Annotated in this window: 15 protein-coding genes; 3 read left to right on the top strand and 12 right to left on the bottom strand. The window is 45.6% G+C overall.

Features of this window, described 5'->3' with window-relative positions; all coding sequences use genetic code 11:
* Positions 1-20: 20 nt before the first annotated feature.
* The 10 genes from ACX5KA_RS00370 to lpxD all read right to left on the bottom strand — a co-directional run bounded on the left by ACX5KA_RS00370 (position 21) and on the right by lpxD (position 8,640).
* Positions 21-521, bottom strand: a complete 501-nt coding sequence (locus ACX5KA_RS00370) for a phosphatidylglycerophosphatase A family protein (RefSeq protein WP_458730184.1) — start codon at positions 519-521, stop codon at positions 21-23.
* A gap of 40 nt (positions 522-561) precedes the next feature.
* A complete protein-coding gene (gene thiL, locus ACX5KA_RS00365) occupies positions 562-1,527 on the bottom strand; it encodes a thiamine-phosphate kinase (protein ID WP_458730183.1) in 966 nt (321 codons plus the stop codon).
* A gap of 49 nt (positions 1,528-1,576) precedes the next feature.
* Positions 1,577-1,999: a transcription antitermination factor NusB gene (gene nusB, locus ACX5KA_RS00360; RefSeq protein WP_014979773.1), complete on the bottom strand. Its 423-nt coding sequence runs from the start codon at positions 1,997-1,999 to the stop codon at positions 1,577-1,579.
* Between the two features lie 12 nt (positions 2,000-2,011).
* The gene (gene ribH, locus ACX5KA_RS00355) at positions 2,012-2,485 is read right to left on the bottom strand and encodes a 6,7-dimethyl-8-ribityllumazine synthase (RefSeq protein WP_014950088.1); all 474 of its coding nucleotides are present in this window, start codon (positions 2,483-2,485) and stop codon (positions 2,012-2,014) included.
* Between the two features lie 174 nt (positions 2,486-2,659).
* Entirely contained in the window at positions 2,660-3,760 is a 1,101-nt protein-coding gene (gene ribBA, locus ACX5KA_RS00350; RefSeq protein ID WP_039217047.1) for a bifunctional 3,4-dihydroxy-2-butanone-4-phosphate synthase/GTP cyclohydrolase II, read from the bottom strand.
* Positions 3,761-3,780: 20 nt separating this feature from the next.
* Positions 3,781-4,443, bottom strand: coding sequence for a riboflavin synthase (locus tag ACX5KA_RS00345; RefSeq protein WP_014950090.1), 663 nt, complete (start codon positions 4,441-4,443; stop codon positions 3,781-3,783).
* Between the two features lie 20 nt (positions 4,444-4,463).
* The gene (ribD, locus tag ACX5KA_RS00340; RefSeq protein ID WP_458730182.1) at positions 4,464-5,603 is read right to left on the bottom strand and encodes a bifunctional diaminohydroxyphosphoribosylaminopyrimidine deaminase/5-amino-6-(5-phosphoribosylamino)uracil reductase RibD; all 1,140 of its coding nucleotides are present in this window, start codon (positions 5,601-5,603) and stop codon (positions 4,464-4,466) included.
* A gap of 49 nt (positions 5,604-5,652) precedes the next feature.
* Positions 5,653-6,102, bottom strand: coding sequence for a transcriptional regulator NrdR (nrdR, locus tag ACX5KA_RS00335; RefSeq protein WP_012517538.1), 450 nt, complete (start codon positions 6,100-6,102; stop codon positions 5,653-5,655).
* Between the two features lie 98 nt (positions 6,103-6,200).
* A complete protein-coding gene (gene glyA / locus ACX5KA_RS00330; protein WP_014950092.1) occupies positions 6,201-7,457 on the bottom strand; it encodes a serine hydroxymethyltransferase in 1,257 nt (418 codons plus the stop codon).
* Between the two features lie 154 nt (positions 7,458-7,611).
* Positions 7,612-8,640, bottom strand: a complete 1,029-nt coding sequence (gene lpxD, locus ACX5KA_RS00325; RefSeq protein WP_039217031.1) for a UDP-3-O-(3-hydroxymyristoyl)glucosamine N-acyltransferase — start codon at positions 8,638-8,640, stop codon at positions 7,612-7,614.
* A gap of 294 nt (positions 8,641-8,934) precedes the next feature.
* Here lpxD and ettA point away from each other — a divergent pair, with 294 nt between their 5' ends.
* Both ettA and ACX5KA_RS00315 read left to right on the top strand, forming a co-directional pair.
* Entirely contained in the window at positions 8,935-10,602 is a 1,668-nt protein-coding gene (gene ettA / locus ACX5KA_RS00320; RefSeq protein ID WP_014950094.1) for an energy-dependent translational throttle protein EttA, read from the top strand.
* 155 nt (positions 10,603-10,757) lie between these two features.
* Positions 10,758-11,165 carry a PilZ domain-containing protein gene (locus ACX5KA_RS00315; protein WP_039217025.1) on the top strand — a complete coding sequence of 136 codons (408 nt, stop codon included), beginning with the start codon at positions 10,758-10,760 and terminating at the stop codon, positions 11,163-11,165.
* A 110-nt stretch (positions 11,166-11,275) separates the two neighbouring features.
* Here the strand turns inward: ACX5KA_RS00315 and radA are convergent, their stop codons facing one another.
* The gene (gene radA / locus ACX5KA_RS00310; protein WP_039217023.1) at positions 11,276-12,643 is read right to left on the bottom strand and encodes a DNA repair protein RadA; all 1,368 of its coding nucleotides are present in this window, start codon (positions 12,641-12,643) and stop codon (positions 11,276-11,278) included.
* 189 nt (positions 12,644-12,832) lie between these two features.
* Here radA and ACX5KA_RS00305 point away from each other — a divergent pair, with 189 nt between their 5' ends.
* Positions 12,833-15,361, top strand: a complete 2,529-nt coding sequence (locus ACX5KA_RS00305; RefSeq protein ID WP_458730181.1) for a PilZ domain-containing protein — start codon at positions 12,833-12,835, stop codon at positions 15,359-15,361.
* Positions 15,362-15,525: 164 nt separating this feature from the next.
* Here ACX5KA_RS00305 and serB read toward each other — a convergent pair whose 3' ends face one another.
* Complete coding sequence (gene serB, locus ACX5KA_RS00300) at positions 15,526-16,509, bottom strand: phosphoserine phosphatase SerB (protein WP_039217128.1); 984 nt, start codon at positions 16,507-16,509, stop codon at positions 15,526-15,528.
* Between the last annotated feature and the right edge of the window lie 70 nt (positions 16,510-16,579).

Raw genomic sequence — 16,579 nt, 5'->3', positions numbered from 1 at the left:
CGGCGAGTATTCGTAATGAATTAAAACAAAGCCAATGCGGCAGGCCAGAATGCCATTAGCAAATGTAGACAGCCACACGCCATAGCGCCCGCGATTAGATCATCAAGCATAATGCCTGTCCCCCCGTGTAAACGCTTATCGATAATACCTATTGGCCAAGGCTTCAAGATATCGAAAAGCCTAAATAGAACAAAGCCTACAAGTAAAGAGGACGCTGAAATAGGTACAAAAAGAAAGGTCACAAACATGCCCGCTATTTCATCCCACACAATAGAGCCGTGATCGTGAACCTGCATATCGTCAGCAGTCTTGCCACACAGGTAAATGCCTACAACTGAGAATATCAGCGTAAGCGCGATAAAGGAAATTAGGGAAATCTGGCTACACGCAATAAGTAGGGGCAACGCAGCAAGTGAGCCAAAGGTTCCCGGCATGAAAGGAATAAGTCCACTCCCAAAACCTAGCGCAAGAAAATGAACGGGATTTTTCATACTCACTCTTGCGCGATATTCAGCCTGCATGCTTCTTCCTTTTTATTGGTTTTGTAGAGTATGTGGTTGCTTAAAAGGCGTGCTCGTAACCAGACAGGTTAATGGGAGTGAACTTTTCATTGTCCTTAAGTAATGAAAGCGTGCCGTTATGACCGGTTAATTGTCCGATACATGTGGCCTTCACATTTGTGCTTGCCAATGAGGTTTCTAAGCTTCCGCGCTGCTCTTCACTTACGGTAAAAATAAGTTCATAGTCATCACCGGCCGACAACGCGTATTCGATAGCTTGTTCTGGTGTAACTGCACTTGTTAGCGCACGCGATAACGGTAAACGATCTACATGAACATTTGCACCGCAATTAGACGCTTTTAAGATGTGCCCCAAATCTGAAAGCAATCCATCAGAGATATCAATACACGACGTTGCAATACGTCGGATAGCTGTGCCCACCGCAACACGAGGGGTTGGGAAATAATGACGGTTGACCAACACATCTTTCGCTTCACCGTTTACACTCAGCTTATTTTGCAAAATATCTAAACCGGCACCTGCGTCACCAAGCGTTCCGGTGACATAAAGCCAGTCACCCGGCTTAGCACCGCTGCGCGTTAACTCAGAACCAGGCGGTATGAAGCCTTGAGCAGTAATAGTAAATGCCATAGGGCCTTTAACCGTATCACCACCGATAAGCTGCACAGAATAGTACTGAGTAAGCTCGTAAAGTCCCGAAACAAAGTCATCTAGCCAAGCTTCGTCTACTTCCGGTAGCGATAGAGATAAGCTAATCCACGCAGGCTCTGCGCCCATCGCGGCAAGGTCGCTTAAGTTAACGGCAACTGTTTTATATGCCACAGACTTAGCTGGTGCGCCTTTTAAGAAATGTACACCTGCAACCAGGGTATCTGTGGTAACGGCAAGTTGTTGGTTTTCAGGAACCGTTGTTACAGCACAGTCATCACCAATACCAATAACAACGTCTTTGCGTTTGTGGCCACTATTTGAAAAGTAACGGCCGATAAGATCAAATTCTTTCACGGTAATTTTTTAAACCCTTTTAGCGGCAATCCATGCCGCCACGGTAAGGTTAGTCGCGCTCGTCTTTGCGCAATGTGCGCACTGCTTTATCCAGTGCACCATTAATGAACTTGTGACTTTCTTCAGCACCAAATGCTTTAGCTAGCTCAATCGCCTCATTAATAATTACGCGGTAAGGTACGTCAATGCGCTCGGTCAGTTCCAGCGTCGCAATGCGCAAGATTGCTTTTTCAATAGCGTCTAACTCTTCAGGCAAACGGCCAAGGTAAGGTTTAATGGTTGCATCAAGGTTACTTGCGTTGTGTGCAACACCGCGAAGCAAGGCTTGAAAATAAGCCATATCTACCTTTTGCATGTCGTTACTGGTTGCTAGCGCCAGTTCAACCTGCTGAATATCGTTGTGACTCATTTGCCATGAATACACGCCTTGCAGGGCGAGTTCACGGGCTTTACGACGAGCTGAAACTTTCACTTAATGTTTACCTTAAAGCTTTTCAACAGCATCGATTACGTTAACCATTTCCAACGCGCCAAGTGCAGCTTCCGCACCTTTGTTGCCCGCTTTGGTTCCTGAACGTTCGATTGCTTGTTCAATTGAATCTGTTGTAATAACGCCAAATGATACAGGGACACCGTATTCAAGAGAGACTTGCGCAAGACCTTTGTTACACTCGCCTGCTACAAAATCAAAGTGTGGTGTACCACCACGAATAACCGCACCTAGTGCGATGATGGCGTCAAATGACTTTTTCTCAGCTAATTTCTTAGCTACTACAGGTAACTCGTAAGCACCAGGTACACGTACTAACGTGATATCGTCATCACTCACTTCACCGTGACGCTCTAGTGTGTCTAATGCACCTTCTAGTAAGCTTTCAACAACAAAGCTATTAAAGCGTGATACAACGATAGCAAACTTCTTACCGGTTGCTCTGATATTACCTTCAATTACCTGCATGGATTCATTCCTCGAGAAAAAACGGCGCGAAGTATACCACAACTGCGCCCAAACTAAATCGATTGTTTCTTTAACTTCAACTATTCGTAAATGGGTACGTTAGCCTGACTCACTGTGGGAAGGGAGTGCTCGTCGCAAACCCTCTCCACTTTAGTTACGCCCTACTGCTAAGTACTAGTCGTGCACGTACTCTACGACTTCAAGGCCGTAACCTGAAAGTGCGTGATATTTAATTGGCTTACTAAGAAGACGCATTTTGTGTACGCCCATTGATGCTAGAATTTGACTGCCTACACCAATAGTGCGCGATGACCCCTGCCAGTCAGCGCCAGCTGGGCGCTCGCCTCGGTCTTCTGCGGCAAAGCGGCGTACCTGACTTTCTATATGCTCTTCTTTACCTAACAGCACCAATACGCCACCCTCTTCTGAAATTTTGCGCATGCCATCTGCTAGCGTCATAGAGCGATGAATACCGCGGGTAGAGCCAAGAAGATCACTAAAGGTATTGTGAAGGTGCACACGCACAAGTGTCGGCTCGTCTTCTTTAATCTCGCCTTTTTTAAGGGCGAAATGAAGCTGATTGTCGATGCTGTCCTTAAACGTGTGCAGCTCGAATTCACCATACTCGGTTGGCATGCTGCATTGAGCAACTTTCTGAATGGTGGTTTCGTTGAGATTGCGATATTCAATTAAATCAGCAATAGTGCCGATTTTAAGGTTATGTTTTGCCGCAAACTTTTCTAGCTCAGGGCGGCGGGCCATAGTGCCGTCTTCATTGAGGATTTCTACAATAACCCCAGCAGGTTCTAACCCTGCCAAACGCGGTAAATCTACACCAGCTTCAGTGTGACCTGCGCGGTTTAACACGCCACCGTCTTTAGCAATTAGCGGAAAAATATGCCCGGGCTGCACAATGTCTGTCGCTTTCGCGTCTTTCGCTACAGCAGCTTTGATTGTAGTGGCGCGATCCGCCGCTGAGATACCTGTGGTCACGCCGGTTGCCGCTTCAATAGACACAGTGAAGTTAGTAGAGAACTGTGCTTCGTTTTTATCCACCATAAGCGGAAGATTCAAGGTGCGACAGCGCTCTTGGGTCATCGGTAAACACACCAAACCGCGAGCGTGGGTAACCATAAAGTTAATGGCTTCTGGCGTCACATGCTCAGCCGCCATTATCAAATCGCCTTCATTTTCCCTGTCTTCGTCATCCATCAAGATAACCATTTTACCTTGGCGAATGTCTTCAATAATTTCTTGTGTAGTGTTAAATGCCATGTTGTGTGCTTCTTGTAGGGTTATTTTCTTAAAAATCCGTTCTCGGCAAGAAATGCCATGTCAATGCCTTTGCTTTTTGGCTCGGCGGCTTTGTCGCCCAACATCAATCGCTCTAAATAGCGCGCAATAACATCAACCTCTAGGTTTACCGCTGTGCCCACTTTATAGCTTCCCATAATGGTTTCTTGCAACGTATGAGGAATGATCCAAAGCATAAATTCTGCGCCATTAACTTCGTTAACAGTTAAGCTGATACCATCAACGGTGATACTACCTTTATGCGCAATATATTTAGCCAAGGCTTCTGGCGCTTTTACCCAGAACTCTACGTAGTCTGAGTGCTTAATGATTTGTGTAACCTCGCCTACACCATCAACGTGACCGGAAACGATATGACCACCTAAACGGTCGCTTGGACGCATCGCTTTCTCAAGATTCACCGTAGAGCCTGCGCTGTAATGTGCAAACCCCGTTAATTTGATGGTCTCTGCCGACACATCTGCACAATAATAATCGGGGCCCATATCAGTAACTGTTAAGCAAACACCATTGGTCGCAATACTGTCGCCGAGTGCGACATCAGACATATCAAGCGTAGGCGATGAAACGGTAAGTCGAATATCGTTGCCACGGTTATCAAGCTTCTTAATTGTACCTAGCGCTTGAATAATTCCAGTAAACATAAAGTTCCTCTTTAATCGCGTTAACCACGGGTGTTGCTAACATCAGGACGGAAGATAAGCTTAATATCGTTACCCACTTGACGATTTTCAATAAGCGAAAGCGAAATACATTCATTTAGCGACGTGAATGCGGGTAAATTAACCATACTGACTCCCTTATCACCTAAAAGCTTAGGCGCTTGGTAGCAAATAAGTTCATCCACCAGCCCTTCTTGCAATAATGCACCGGCAAGGCCTGGGCCTGCTTCCACCCACACTTCATTATATTGCTTATCGCCTAGTGCTGACATTAGCGAATGTAAATTGAGTTTACCGTCTTTTTCATCTACCGAAAGGTAGTGCTGTGTTGCCGTATCTGGGTGGGCTTGCGAAGTAGCAGTTAAGGTTAGGTTGCCGTCATTAAACAATGCGTAGCCTCGACTAAGCGCGCTTTTGCCATCGACAACAACACGGGCTGGCTGACGAATGTGTTCCAGAGGATAATTAGTGAACTGTGCTTCTTGTTCTCTAACCAACAAACTAGGGTTATCGGCTTTCACCGTACCTGAGCCTGTGAGCACCACGCAACTTTGTGCACGATACTGCTGTACATCCCGCCTTGCTTCTGCACCAGTAATCCACTGACTCACCCCATTTTGAAGGGCTATTTTTCCATCTAGGCTAATGCCTAATTTCACGCGAACAAAGGGCTTACCAGTAAGCATGCGTTTAATAAACCCGGGGTTTAGCGCTGCGGCCTCAGCAGCCATCACTTCGCTCACCACCTCGATGCCTGCTTCTTGCAGAATGCTAATACCGTTACCGCATACGTTTGGATTCGGGTCGGTCATAGCAATAACAACACGCGCTACCTTTGCTTCTACCAAGGCAACAGCGCAAGGCGGTGTGCGCCCAAAATGACTACAAGGTTCAAGTGTAACGTATGCCGTCGCGCCCTTTGCGCCCTGCGGACGTGCGTTAGATGCTTGTCTTAATGCATGCACTTCGGCATGGGGTGTACCAGCTTGAATGTGATATCCCTGACCGAGCAATTGATTGTTTTCGTCAACAATTACACAGCCAACGCGAGGGTTCGGAGAGGTGGTAAAGCGCCCTTGTTGGGCAAGCTGAATGGCTTTTGCCATCCAAAAATAATCGTTTTTAACCGTATCGTGGTTCACTTGGATTCCTGTTGTAGCCCTAGTGCCTGATGTTTGAGAGGTCGCCGACTTAATCTCCTAATCGTGCAATCTCTTCTCCGAATTCACGAATATCTTCGAAAGAGCGATAAACGGAGGCGAACCGGACATAAGCAACTTTATCGAGTTCTTTGAGGGCTTTCATAATTAGGTTGCCGAGCAATTCACTGCTCACCTCACGTTCACCGGTTGCGCGCAGCTGTGACTTAAGTGAGAGGATACATTGTTCAACTTTTTCTGTGCTCACAGGGCGCTTTTCGAGTGCGCGTTGCAAGCCTGCACGAAGTTTATCTTCGTTAAACGGTTCACGAGAACCATCGCGTTTAATAACGCGAGGCATCACGAGCTCGGCACTTTCAAAGGTCGTAAAGCGCTCGTGACACACCATACATTCACGGCGTCTACGCACCTGTTGCCCTTCTGCAACCAAACGAGAATCAATGACTTTTGTTTCTTGTTCTGAACAAAACGGGCAAAACATGAATAATCCTTAAATATTGCGTACTTAGGCATCTAAATTAAACCTAGACTAGTTAGTCCAGCATTAGTACCAAAGTACGCAATAAAACACAAACCTATTTATTTATAAACAGGGAATTGTGCGCAAAGTGCAACCACTTCGTCCTGAACACGTTTGATAACAGACTCATCGCCCATGTTATCTAGAATGTCGCAAATCCATGTTGCAACTTGCTTAGCTTGTTCTTCTTTGAAACCACGGCGAGTGATCGCTGGGCTACCGATACGAAGACCGCTGGTTACAAACGGTGAACGCGGGTCATTTGGCACTGAGTTTTTGTTTACCGTAATATTTGCGGCACCTAGTGCTGCGTCTGCATCTTTACCGGTGATGTCCTTGTCGATAAGGTCAAGAAGGAACAAGTGGTTGTCAGTACCGCCAGAAACGATGTTATAACCGCGCTCTTGCATTACAGAAACCATCGCTTTCGCGTTTGCAACAACCTGCTGCTGATACACTTTAAATTCTGGCTGTAGTGCTTCTTTGAAAGCAACCGCTTTAGCTGCGATTACATGACAAAGTGGACCACCTTGGTTACCTGGGAATACTGAGCTGTTAAGCTTTTTGTAAATTGCTTCGTCGCCACATGAAGATAGGATTAGACCACTACGCGGACCCGCAAGGGTTTTGTGTGTCGTCGTAGTTACTACATGTGCGTGAGGTAGCGGGTTTGGATAAACGCCAGCGGCTACTAAGCCAGCTACGTGCGCCATATCAACAAGTAAGTATGCGCCAACACTATCAGCGATTTCGCGGAATTTCGCCCAATCGACAATGCCAGAATACGCAGAGAAACCACCGATAATCATTTTCGGCTTGTGCTCTTTAGCAAGCGCTTCAACCTGCGCGTAATCGATTTCACCGGTTTCTTTGTTCAAACCATACTGTACAGCGTTATAGGTTTTACCAGAGAAGTTTACGTGTGAACCGTGAGTAAGGTGACCACCTTCAGAAAGGCTCATTCCCAATACCGTATCGCCTGCGTCAAGTAGTGCCATGAATACGGCAGAGTTAGCTTGTGAACCAGCGTGCGGTTGAACGTTCGCGTAGTCTGCACCAAAAAGTGCTTTTGCACGGTCAATAGCAAGTTGTTCAACGACGTCTACGTGCTCACAACCACCGTAGTAACGCTTGCCTGGGTAACCTTCAGCATACTTATTAGTAAGCTGCGATCCCTGTGCTTCCATTACACGTGGGCTACAGTAGTTCTCAGAGGCAATTAGCTCTATGTGATGTTCTTGACGCTCAACCTCTTTAGACATTGCATCGGCTAATTCAGGATCGAAGTCAGCTATATTCATTTCGCGAGAAAACATGGGGGCTCCTTAACTGCGGTTTTTATATGGCGTTACGCACTGATTGCTCAAATTCGAGCCATATTCTAGTCATTTTCGGGGGCTTGTATACCGCTTTATGACCAAATTAATATAAATGGCGCAGGTTTAACGAAATACCTGCGCCAGCGCGAGATCAGACCTGTTTTTCCAGGGCTTTAACACGGTCAAATAAACTACCAATTTTGGCAAGGCGAACCGTATTTTTGCGCCAGTCACGGTTGGTTTGTGCTGGCTGGCCAGAAGAATAAACGCCCGGTTCAGTGATATCTTGTACAATCATGGTGTAGCCAGTCACCTGAACATTATCGCAAATGCTAATGTGGCCATTAATGCCCACTCCACCACCAATAATCACGTGCTTGCCGATATGACAGCTACCAGCAATACCGGTAGCGCCGCAAATGCATGAATGATCACCAATAATACAGTTGTGGCCAATTTGTACTTGGTTATCGATAATAACATTGGTGCCTAAAACCGTATCTTCCATCGCGCCGCGGTCTATGCTGCTGCTAGCACCAATCTGACTATCATCTCCAATGCGAACTGACCCAGTTTGTGGAATAGGGATCCAAACGCCTTTATCGTTAGCGTAACCAAAGCCTGCCGCGCCAATCACTGTTTGGCTATGAATTGTCACACGCTTACCGATCACAACGTCATGATAGATAGTTACGTTCGGGTGAATGGTACAGCCTTCACCAATATGGGTACCTCTACGAATAACCGTATTCGCGCCTACAGTAACTCTATCGCCTAAAACCACGTTCTCTTCAATGATTACATTGTGGCCTAGCGATACATCACTGCCGATGCGGGCAGATGGCGCAATTACCGCTGACTCAGCAATACCTGTCGCTACCGCTGGGGTAGTATCGAACAACTGAGCAATGAGGGCGAACGCTGCATGAGGGTTTGCCACAACCAGCGCTGGAACTGGGCTATCATCTTTCAAGTTTTTGTGCAGAATTACCGCACCAGCCTGAGTATCTTTTAACTGCGGCTTGTATTTAGGATTGGTCAGAAACGAAATTTGGTGCGATGCTGCACCAGATAACGTACCTACTGCAGAGATAGTAATGTTTCCATCGCCCTGCACTTCCCCACCTACATGTTTGGCAAGCTCTTCCAGACTGTATGTGCGTTTACTCATAGCGGTCATCATAATTACCTGTTCAGAGATATGAATAGTGTTGAGTCTATCGCTTTGGGTTCTTTATTGCTGTTTGCTAGTTCACCCTAAAGCCCATGTTTACTCATGCTTATAAAAACAAGTTTACCTTAAATCAACTCGCCAACCGATGCATAAATCGATCTTTTTGGCATGAGTGATTAAAATATCGCCAAGCACAAATACACTAAGCGTAAGTAACTGGCATAAACTACCCTGTTACGAGTAGAATACGCCCAATTAGGACTTTATTATTTTTCACCGCTTTTTCAGCGAGGATAGAGCATGGCGCAATACGTTTACAGTATGCATCGCGTGGGCAAAATCGTCCCACCTAATAGACACATTCTAAAAAATATCTCACTTAGCTTTTTCCCAGGCGCCAAAATTGGTGTGCTAGGTCTAAACGGTGCAGGTAAATCAACCTTACTTCGCATTATGGCTGGCGTAGATACCGATATTGAAGGTGAAGCGCGCCCTCAACCGGGCTTAAAAGTGGGCTACCTTCCTCAGGAGCCTCAGCTTGATGAAACAAAAGATGTTCGCGGCAATATCGAAGAAGCCGTTGCTGACGTTAAACACGCATTGACTCGCCTTGATGAAGTGTACGCAGCCTATGCAGAAGCGGATGCTGATTTTGACGCCCTTGCAAAAGAGCAAGGTGAGCTTGAAGCCATTATTCAAGCCAAAGACGGTCACAACCTAGAAAATGCCTTAGAGCGTGCCGCTGATGCACTTCGCCTTCCAGCGTGGGATGCGGATGTAAGCAAACTATCTGGTGGTGAACGCCGTCGCGTGGCGCTGTGTCGCCTGCTTCTAGAGAAGCCTGAAATGTTGCTTCTAGACGAACCCACTAACCACCTAGACGCAGAATCAGTCGCATGGCTAGAGCGCTTCCTTCACGATTATGAAGGCACGGTGGTCGCTATTACCCACGATAGATACTTCCTTGATAACGTTGCAGGTTGGATTTTAGAACTAGACCGTGGTGAAGGTATTCCGTGGGAAGGTAACTACTCTTCATGGTTGGAACAGAAAGAAAACCGACTTGAACAGGAAGAGCGCACCGAAACGGCGCGTATGAAGAGCATGAAACAGGAACTTGAGTGGGTTCGCTCTAACCCAAAAGGTCGTCATGCTAAAAGTAAAGCTCGTATGGCTCGCTTTGAAGAACTATCTACCAGCGACTACCAAAAACGTAACGAAACCAACGAACTTTTCATCCCGCCAGGTGAGCGCTTAGGTGACAAGGTTATTGAAGTAAGCAACCTTAAAAAGTCGTATGGCGATCGCGTACTTATCGATGACTTAACGTTTAAAGTGCCAAAGGGTGCCATTGTAGGTATTGTGGGTCCAAACGGCGCGGGTAAATCAACCTTGTTCAGAATGCTTACCGGTGCAGAACAACCTGATTCAGGCACCATCGATTTAGGTGAAACCGTTCAAATTGCTGCGGTAGAACAGTTCCGCGACCACATGAACGAAAACAACACTGTGTGGAAAGAAATTTCTGACGAGCAAGACATTATTCGCATTGGTAACTTTGAAATTAACAGCCGCGCCTACTGCAGTCGTTTTAACTTTAAAGGCACCGACCAGCAGAAATTCATCAAAGACTTGTCAGGTGGTGAGCGTAACCGTGTTCACCTTGCGAAGCTGCTTAAGGCAGGCGGCAACGTATTGCTACTGGATGAGCCAACCAACGACCTAGACGTAGAAACACTTCGCGCCTTGGAAAACGCGTTGTTGGAGTTCCCAGGCTGTGCCATGGTTATCTCGCACGACCGTTGGTTCCTAGACCGTGTAGCAACACACATTATGGATTACCGCGATGAAGGTAACATCAACTTCTTCGAAGGCAACTACTCAGACTACGAAAGCTGGTTGAAGCAAGAGTTTGGACAAGATGTGGTTGAACCGCATCGCCTTAAATATAAGCGTATGTCTAAATAACTCGGTACCAGAGATATTATAGAGTGTAATAACTCTGAGCCGACACCAAAAGCCGCTATCAATGATAGCGGCTTTTTTATTTGTTCGCTTTTCATTGCGAACCCACGCAAATTGGCCAATACTGAGGTCGTAGACAAACATTAGGTATTTGAGTAATGACAGATAAGCGCCAATTCCAACGGGTATCTCTGAACGTAAATGGCAAACTGGCACACAATGACGTTAGTATTGATGTGGTAGTTAGCGACGTATCGCTTCAAGGCATTAAACTTCAAGCTACCGAAACGGCGTTGTCACACTTACCTTTTGACAGTCACGACCCTTACACTGCTACCTTCAAAGCAAATGAGGACAGTCCTTTAATAACCCTTTCTATTTCGCAGTTGTATCGTCATGCCGACAGTAGGAAAGAACGGGTCTCATTAGGCTGTAAAGTTGAGCGAATGGATGTAGACAGCATTAGCGCCCTTCGTCGTTTAATTACTTTAAACAGCGAAGACGCCAGTATTGAAGAGAAAGACCTGAATGCATTAGTTAATGCGGTTTATCAGGCGCCACATTAACTTTTAAAAAAAACGCGTTTCACTCGTTTAATACAGGAAAGGCCCATTCAATAGGCCTTTCATTCTAACAGGCACCGTCAACACTTTACGTAAATGTTGAGCCTTTCACATTACTCAAGCGCGTCTAACGCCTCAGATAAGCGCGCTACCGGTACCACTTTCATGCCATTTATGGCTTGCTTAGGCGCGTTGGCTTTTGGCACGATCGCCCGCTTAAAACCATGTTTCGCCGCCTCGATAATGCGTTCCGTTCCATTAGGAACCGGGCGAATCTCGCCGGCTAGCCCGACTTCGCCGAATACAATCAAATCTCTAGGCAGCGAGCGATTTCTAAAGCTTGAAATCATGGCCAATAATAAGGCTAAGTCTGCACTGGTCTCTGATACTCTTACACCGCCTACCACGTTGACAAAAACGTCTTGATCATTCATTTGCACATTGCCATGTCGATGCAAAACCGCGAGCAGCATAGACAAACGGTTCTGATCCAACCCTACAGCGATTCGCCTTGGGTTCGACATCTGCGAATAGTCTACCAACGCCTGTATTTCTACGAGTAACGGGCGGGTACCCTCCCAGATAACCATAACGCTAGACCCTGGCGTTTCATTGTCACCTCGACTCAAGAATATGGCTGATGGGTTACTTACCTCTTTAAGGCCTTTTTCTGTCATGGCAAACACGCCGAGCTCATTTACCGCACCAAAGCGGTTTTTATGACTTCGAAGCGTACGGTAGCGACCATCACTTTCTCCTTCCAGCATCATAGAGCTATCGATACAGTGCTCAAGAACTTTCGGACCTGCCAAGTTACCGTCTTTTGTTACATGGCCAACAATGAACATGGCAATATGATTTTGTTTGGCAAAGCGCGTCAAATACGCTGCACTTTCTCGTACTTGCGACACACTGCCTGGCGCAGACTGCACATCTGACACGTGCATTACTTGAATAGAGTCGATAACCATAATTTTAGGCTTTTTCGAGAGCGCTAAATCGCAGATAGTTTCCACGTTTGTTTCCGCTAGCATCATCAGCTTGTCGTCAGGTAGATTTAAGCGCTTCGCTCGCATAGCCACTTGCTGAAGCGACTCTTCCCCTGTCACATATAATGCGGTTTCGCTTTTTGCCATTTGGCACATCACTTGAAGCAAGAGCGTACTTTTACCTGCACCTGGCGAACCACCGATTAGCATAGCTGCCCCAGGGACTATTCCCCCCCCTAACACTCTATCGAGCTCTTTAAATGTTGACGAGAATCGCGGTAGTGATTCGAGATCTATTGCATTTAACGTCTCAATTCTGGCTGCGGTTTGCCCTGCATAGCCTGACGTGGTTTGGCGTGCGACACTTTTGGCACTTGCAACCACAAACTCACTTATCGTATTCCACGCTTTACACTCCGAACATTGACCTTGCCAGCGAGGGAACTCTGCACCGCAGTCAGAACACACATAAGCAGTTTTACGTTTTGCCATATTCCAGTTTTATCCATTGCTTAAAAAGAGTATTCTAACACTTAACAACGGTGAATTAAGCACAAACCTAAGGTCAGTTCTCCTCCAGAAAAACGGTACAAAAGTATAACGACTTTACGGGCTAATGAGTTTTACTGATTTGCCGATAACAACTAAAATAATGATACTAAACAACAAAGTTGCGCATTCATGAGTCAAGATTTAAAGCAATACGCTGACATTATTGAACAGCTAAAGCCTATGGTTAATGAGCCTGAATTTAATCAGGTATTGCTTCAGACTGCATCTGATGTGCCGAAAGAAAAGCGCTTCCTCATCAAAATGGAAGTAAAGCGTTTAGCCAAACCTTGTATGCGTACCATAGATTTGCGCGGCCATGTTGACGGAAAGTGCAAAAAGTATGTGCACGAAGGTAGAAGCCACTACATGGATGACGTGGCTGTTGACAAGTTTGAAGAGCAGTTGAGGGTATTTGGTCGATATACTTATGGCGTTTACGAGGCAGTACAAAATACCGAAAACAACTTTCGCCTAATGCGTGAAAAAGAGCTTGCTCAAGAGCGCGCAGATAAGGAAAACCCCGAAGTTAAAAAACGTTCAGCAGTTTTAGAGCAATTTAAAGTTCCCATTGTAAACCTTCTCGACTATAGACAGCGCAACACTGAACGCATGAACTTCGCTGTGGCGGTAGAATTATTTAATAGCGCCAATCAATCAATGCGTGGGTTAAGCGTAGATATTTCTCTTGAAGGCCTGCAGATAAAGTTATCAAAAGACTCTTCTTTTGAAAAAGGCGAGACCCTTTTCATCTACTTCAGAGGGCTTGAAAGCGAATTTGCCATGGATAAAAAAAATGGCATTGCTTACAAACTAGTGAAAATCATTACAAAGAATGACGTTAACTACTTAGCCCTACAGCGCGACAAGACTCACCCAAACCCGGCATTCGACAAGTTCTTAGAAACCTTCATACACGGCAATAAACGTCGTTATAAAGTGAACATGACGAATACCATTGAAGCGATAACCAGCAAGACCTGCGAGCAGTACTTTTCTCCTCGCAGCCCTACACTTCCAATATTCATTGATGTTGTTAACGAAACCTTGGTTCCACGCTATGCAATGGTAAATGAAGTTAACCGAGAAACCGTTCAATATTGGCAAGATGAAGAAGACAACTGTCGCTTGAATTTCTTACTTACGCAAGAAAGACTCGCGCGTTTACTCAACAAGTCGGATGAAGTAAGAGAGATTTTTGTTTTTAGTTTTACGCACCTGCATAGCGATAAGGTTTATTTTTATTCCGCCGCTTATGAGGAACTTCAGCAAAAAGAAATATTGTCACGTGTGTTCCTAGGTTTTGGCTCAAGAAAGGCCAGCTGGCGGGTATTTAAAATAACGCTAACAGAAATGGAGCCAGAACAAGCGCACATTCCACTCTCTATTCCAGACTCTGTTGGCCACAAAGTAAAAAAACTCAATACACCGCCCTCTGCGCGATTGATGTCTAAGTTAAAAAACCTTCGCTATCTTGCTCATGTAACTGACGTGACCTCGGTAACAGGGCAAGAAACCTATAACGAGATTAAGTTTAATCGAGACAATCTTTCCCATTTAAGGATTTTTGGTCACCCCAGAAATCGTGCAGCCTCCAATATTCATCTGGTTCGCTTTAAGTACGAAGAACAGCGCATAGAAAGCCGCTATCAGTTAAGAACACAGATTGAGGCAAGGTTTAATGGTGAGACGACGGTCCATCGAGGCATAAGCGAGGACATTTCAGTTCATGGCTTAGGCCTTCGAATTGAGCTTACAAAAGACTACAGCGGCAGTTTAGAGGGTAGAGTCGAAGTCGCGTTCCCTCGCCTTCAAGAGATAGCAAACGCTTTTGATGTTATGCATCTTCAATACGATATCATCTATCATAATGTAGAGAAAAAAATCCTTCACCTGAAAACCGCGACCGGCGATGAAGGTAAAAGCGCACGTAATTTCTTTGAAGAATTAATAAAAAAGAATAAAGGCAACCTAAAGGTCGATAACGATGAAGAAGAGGTTCCTGGCATTGGGCAAGCGCTTCGCTGCATAAACGCCAGAAACGCGACTTCTCTATCTTTTTTGATGAGCAAAGAAGGTGTGCGATACACGCCCCAGGCGTGCATTGTCGGGAAACAAGACGAAAGAATTACCACACTTACTACACAGTATGCCGAGCGTAGCAAGGTGAATTTGGAGTTTTTGTTCAGAGATAGAAAGCAAGATTCACCATTCGTTCAAAGCGGAATTAAAGCGGTCAAGCTTGAAAATATGCCTTTGCGACAAGAGCTCTTCATTTCATTTGATGCCTCTCAGAAAGAACCGCGAATGGCAATTATTCCGCGTTACTCGCATAAATTCGAAAGTAACGAGCAGCGCCGTGCGTTTATCAAAGAAGCCATGGTTCGGGGCCAGTTTGTTGCTATACACGTGATGCTAACCACCACGGGTAAGCCTGATCTAACCATGCTGCAAACAGAAATTAACTACGTTACCATGTACGCCATGCACAGAGCCCGCGAGTTAGAGAAAAAAATGTGGAGCATTGCTGCATGCTCTCATCTTATCGACGTGACCGATGAAGTTCTCATCAGATACGGTTTTACGATGGAAGACATCACAGCAAACAAAACCCTTAAAAGTACGGTTCAGCCTAGTATTACTGTAAACTCGCGCAGCTGAATATTGTTACTTCACCCGTATAATTTGGGGCCAAGTACAATATTAACGCGAGAGTACATCGCGTATAGCGTAGAGCTGCCGCGTTGATGCTAGCTGAAAACGAGTGAACGCCAGCTTGGTTCACCTCGAAAAGCTAGCGTTTCTCTATCACTGACCTTGATCAATTATTTATCTAAGAAGTACAGTAGGCTGTGCAAACTACCCACGCGTATTGCCACATCTGCTTTTTCGTTAACTAAAGGCTTTCCGTGGCACGCCACGCCTAAGGCAGACTCGGCCATCATGACTAGGTCGTTGGCGCCATCGCCCATAGCCACAGTTTGAGTAGATGGTATTTGCCACTTTTCTGCAAGTTCTCTTACGGTACGGGCTTTTACGTCTGCATTGATAATTTCACCAACCACCTTACCCGTTAAACACTCATCATATACCGCTAGCGTATTGGAAATCGCATAGTCAAGGCCTAGCCTCTCTTTTAAGTGATCAGCAAAAAACGTGAAGCCTCCAGATGCGATAGCCAACTTCCAATCATGCTTTTTCAAGTGACTAAGCAGTACTTGAATACCAGGCATTATTGGAATGCTGTCACGTATTTGATTGAGGTGATTAATAGGCACGCCTTCTAAGCATGCTACTCTGTGCGTTAAGCTATCGTTAAATGCTATTTCGCCGCGCATGGCTTTCGCTGTAACTTCGGCAACCTGCTCACCAACCCCAGCTAGTTTTGCTATCTCATCAATACATTCGATGGCAATCACGGTACTATCCATATCCATGACCAGTAGCCCAGGCGTAGACAAGGACGGTCGAGAAGCTTGAAGGCCGACATCGAGGTTGAATGCTTTACTTACATCACTAAGTAGCGGTTTAATCTCTTCAAGGTCTGCGTTAACCAGATTTCCCCTAACTTCAACAACGTCGTCACCCATCTGCTGATGCAAATGATGAAACGCGGCGCTCAGCGGTGTGAATACATCTCTAAGCTTTTCACATACACCTTTCAATAAATAAGGTGTGACGGCTTGACCGATTACAGTCAGCGTATGCGAACAAGAGTGCTCATTGTGCTCATTATTGACAATGTTTGACAGCGAGGAAGCTAGATGAATTTGGTCATTACTAATATTAATGGTAAAGGTGTCTTTCATAACGCACACAGAAACTGCGGTGGTTGGCAAATGATGCACTAATGCTAACCAATTAGGCTAACTAATAAAA

This window comes from Alteromonas alvinellae (genome assembly GCF_902705805.1).
Note: the sequence above shows the minus strand (reverse complement) of the source record. Positions and strands in the feature narration are given on the sequence as shown.

Bases quoted from the DNA above. Each gene is read 5' to 3' on its own strand.
- ACX5KA_RS00370 (WP_458730184.1), bottom strand. From the start codon at position 521: ATGCAGGCTGAATATCGCGCAAGAGTGAGTATGAAAAATCCCGTTCAT.
- ribH (WP_014950088.1), bottom strand. From the start codon at position 2,485: ATGCAGGTAATTGAAGGTAATATCAGAGCAACCGGTAAGAAGTTTGCT.
- ribBA (WP_039217047.1), bottom strand. From the start codon at position 3,760: ATGGCATTTAACACTACACAAGAAATTATTGAAGACATTCGCCAAGGT.
- ACX5KA_RS00345 (WP_014950090.1), bottom strand. From the start codon at position 4,443: ATGTTTACTGGAATTATTCAAGCGCTAGGTACAATTAAGAAGCTTGAT.
- nrdR (WP_012517538.1), bottom strand. From the start codon at position 6,102: ATGTTTTGCCCGTTTTGTTCAGAACAAGAAACAAAAGTCATTGATTCT.
- glyA (WP_014950092.1), bottom strand. From the start codon at position 7,457: ATGTTTTCTCGCGAAATGAATATAGCTGACTTCGATCCTGAATTAGCC.
- lpxD (WP_039217031.1), bottom strand. From the start codon at position 8,640: ATGACCGCTATGAGTAAACGCACATACAGTCTGGAAGAGCTTGCCAAA.
- ettA (WP_014950094.1), top strand. From the start codon at position 8,935: ATGGCGCAATACGTTTACAGTATGCATCGCGTGGGCAAAATCGTCCCA.
- ACX5KA_RS00315 (WP_039217025.1), top strand. From the start codon at position 10,758: ATGACAGATAAGCGCCAATTCCAACGGGTATCTCTGAACGTAAATGGC.
- radA (WP_039217023.1), bottom strand. From the start codon at position 12,643: ATGGCAAAACGTAAAACTGCTTATGTGTGTTCTGACTGCGGTGCAGAG.
- ACX5KA_RS00305 (WP_458730181.1), top strand. From the start codon at position 12,833: ATGAGTCAAGATTTAAAGCAATACGCTGACATTATTGAACAGCTAAAG.
- serB (WP_039217128.1), bottom strand. From the start codon at position 16,509: ATGAAAGACACCTTTACCATTAATATTAGTAATGACCAAATTCATCTA.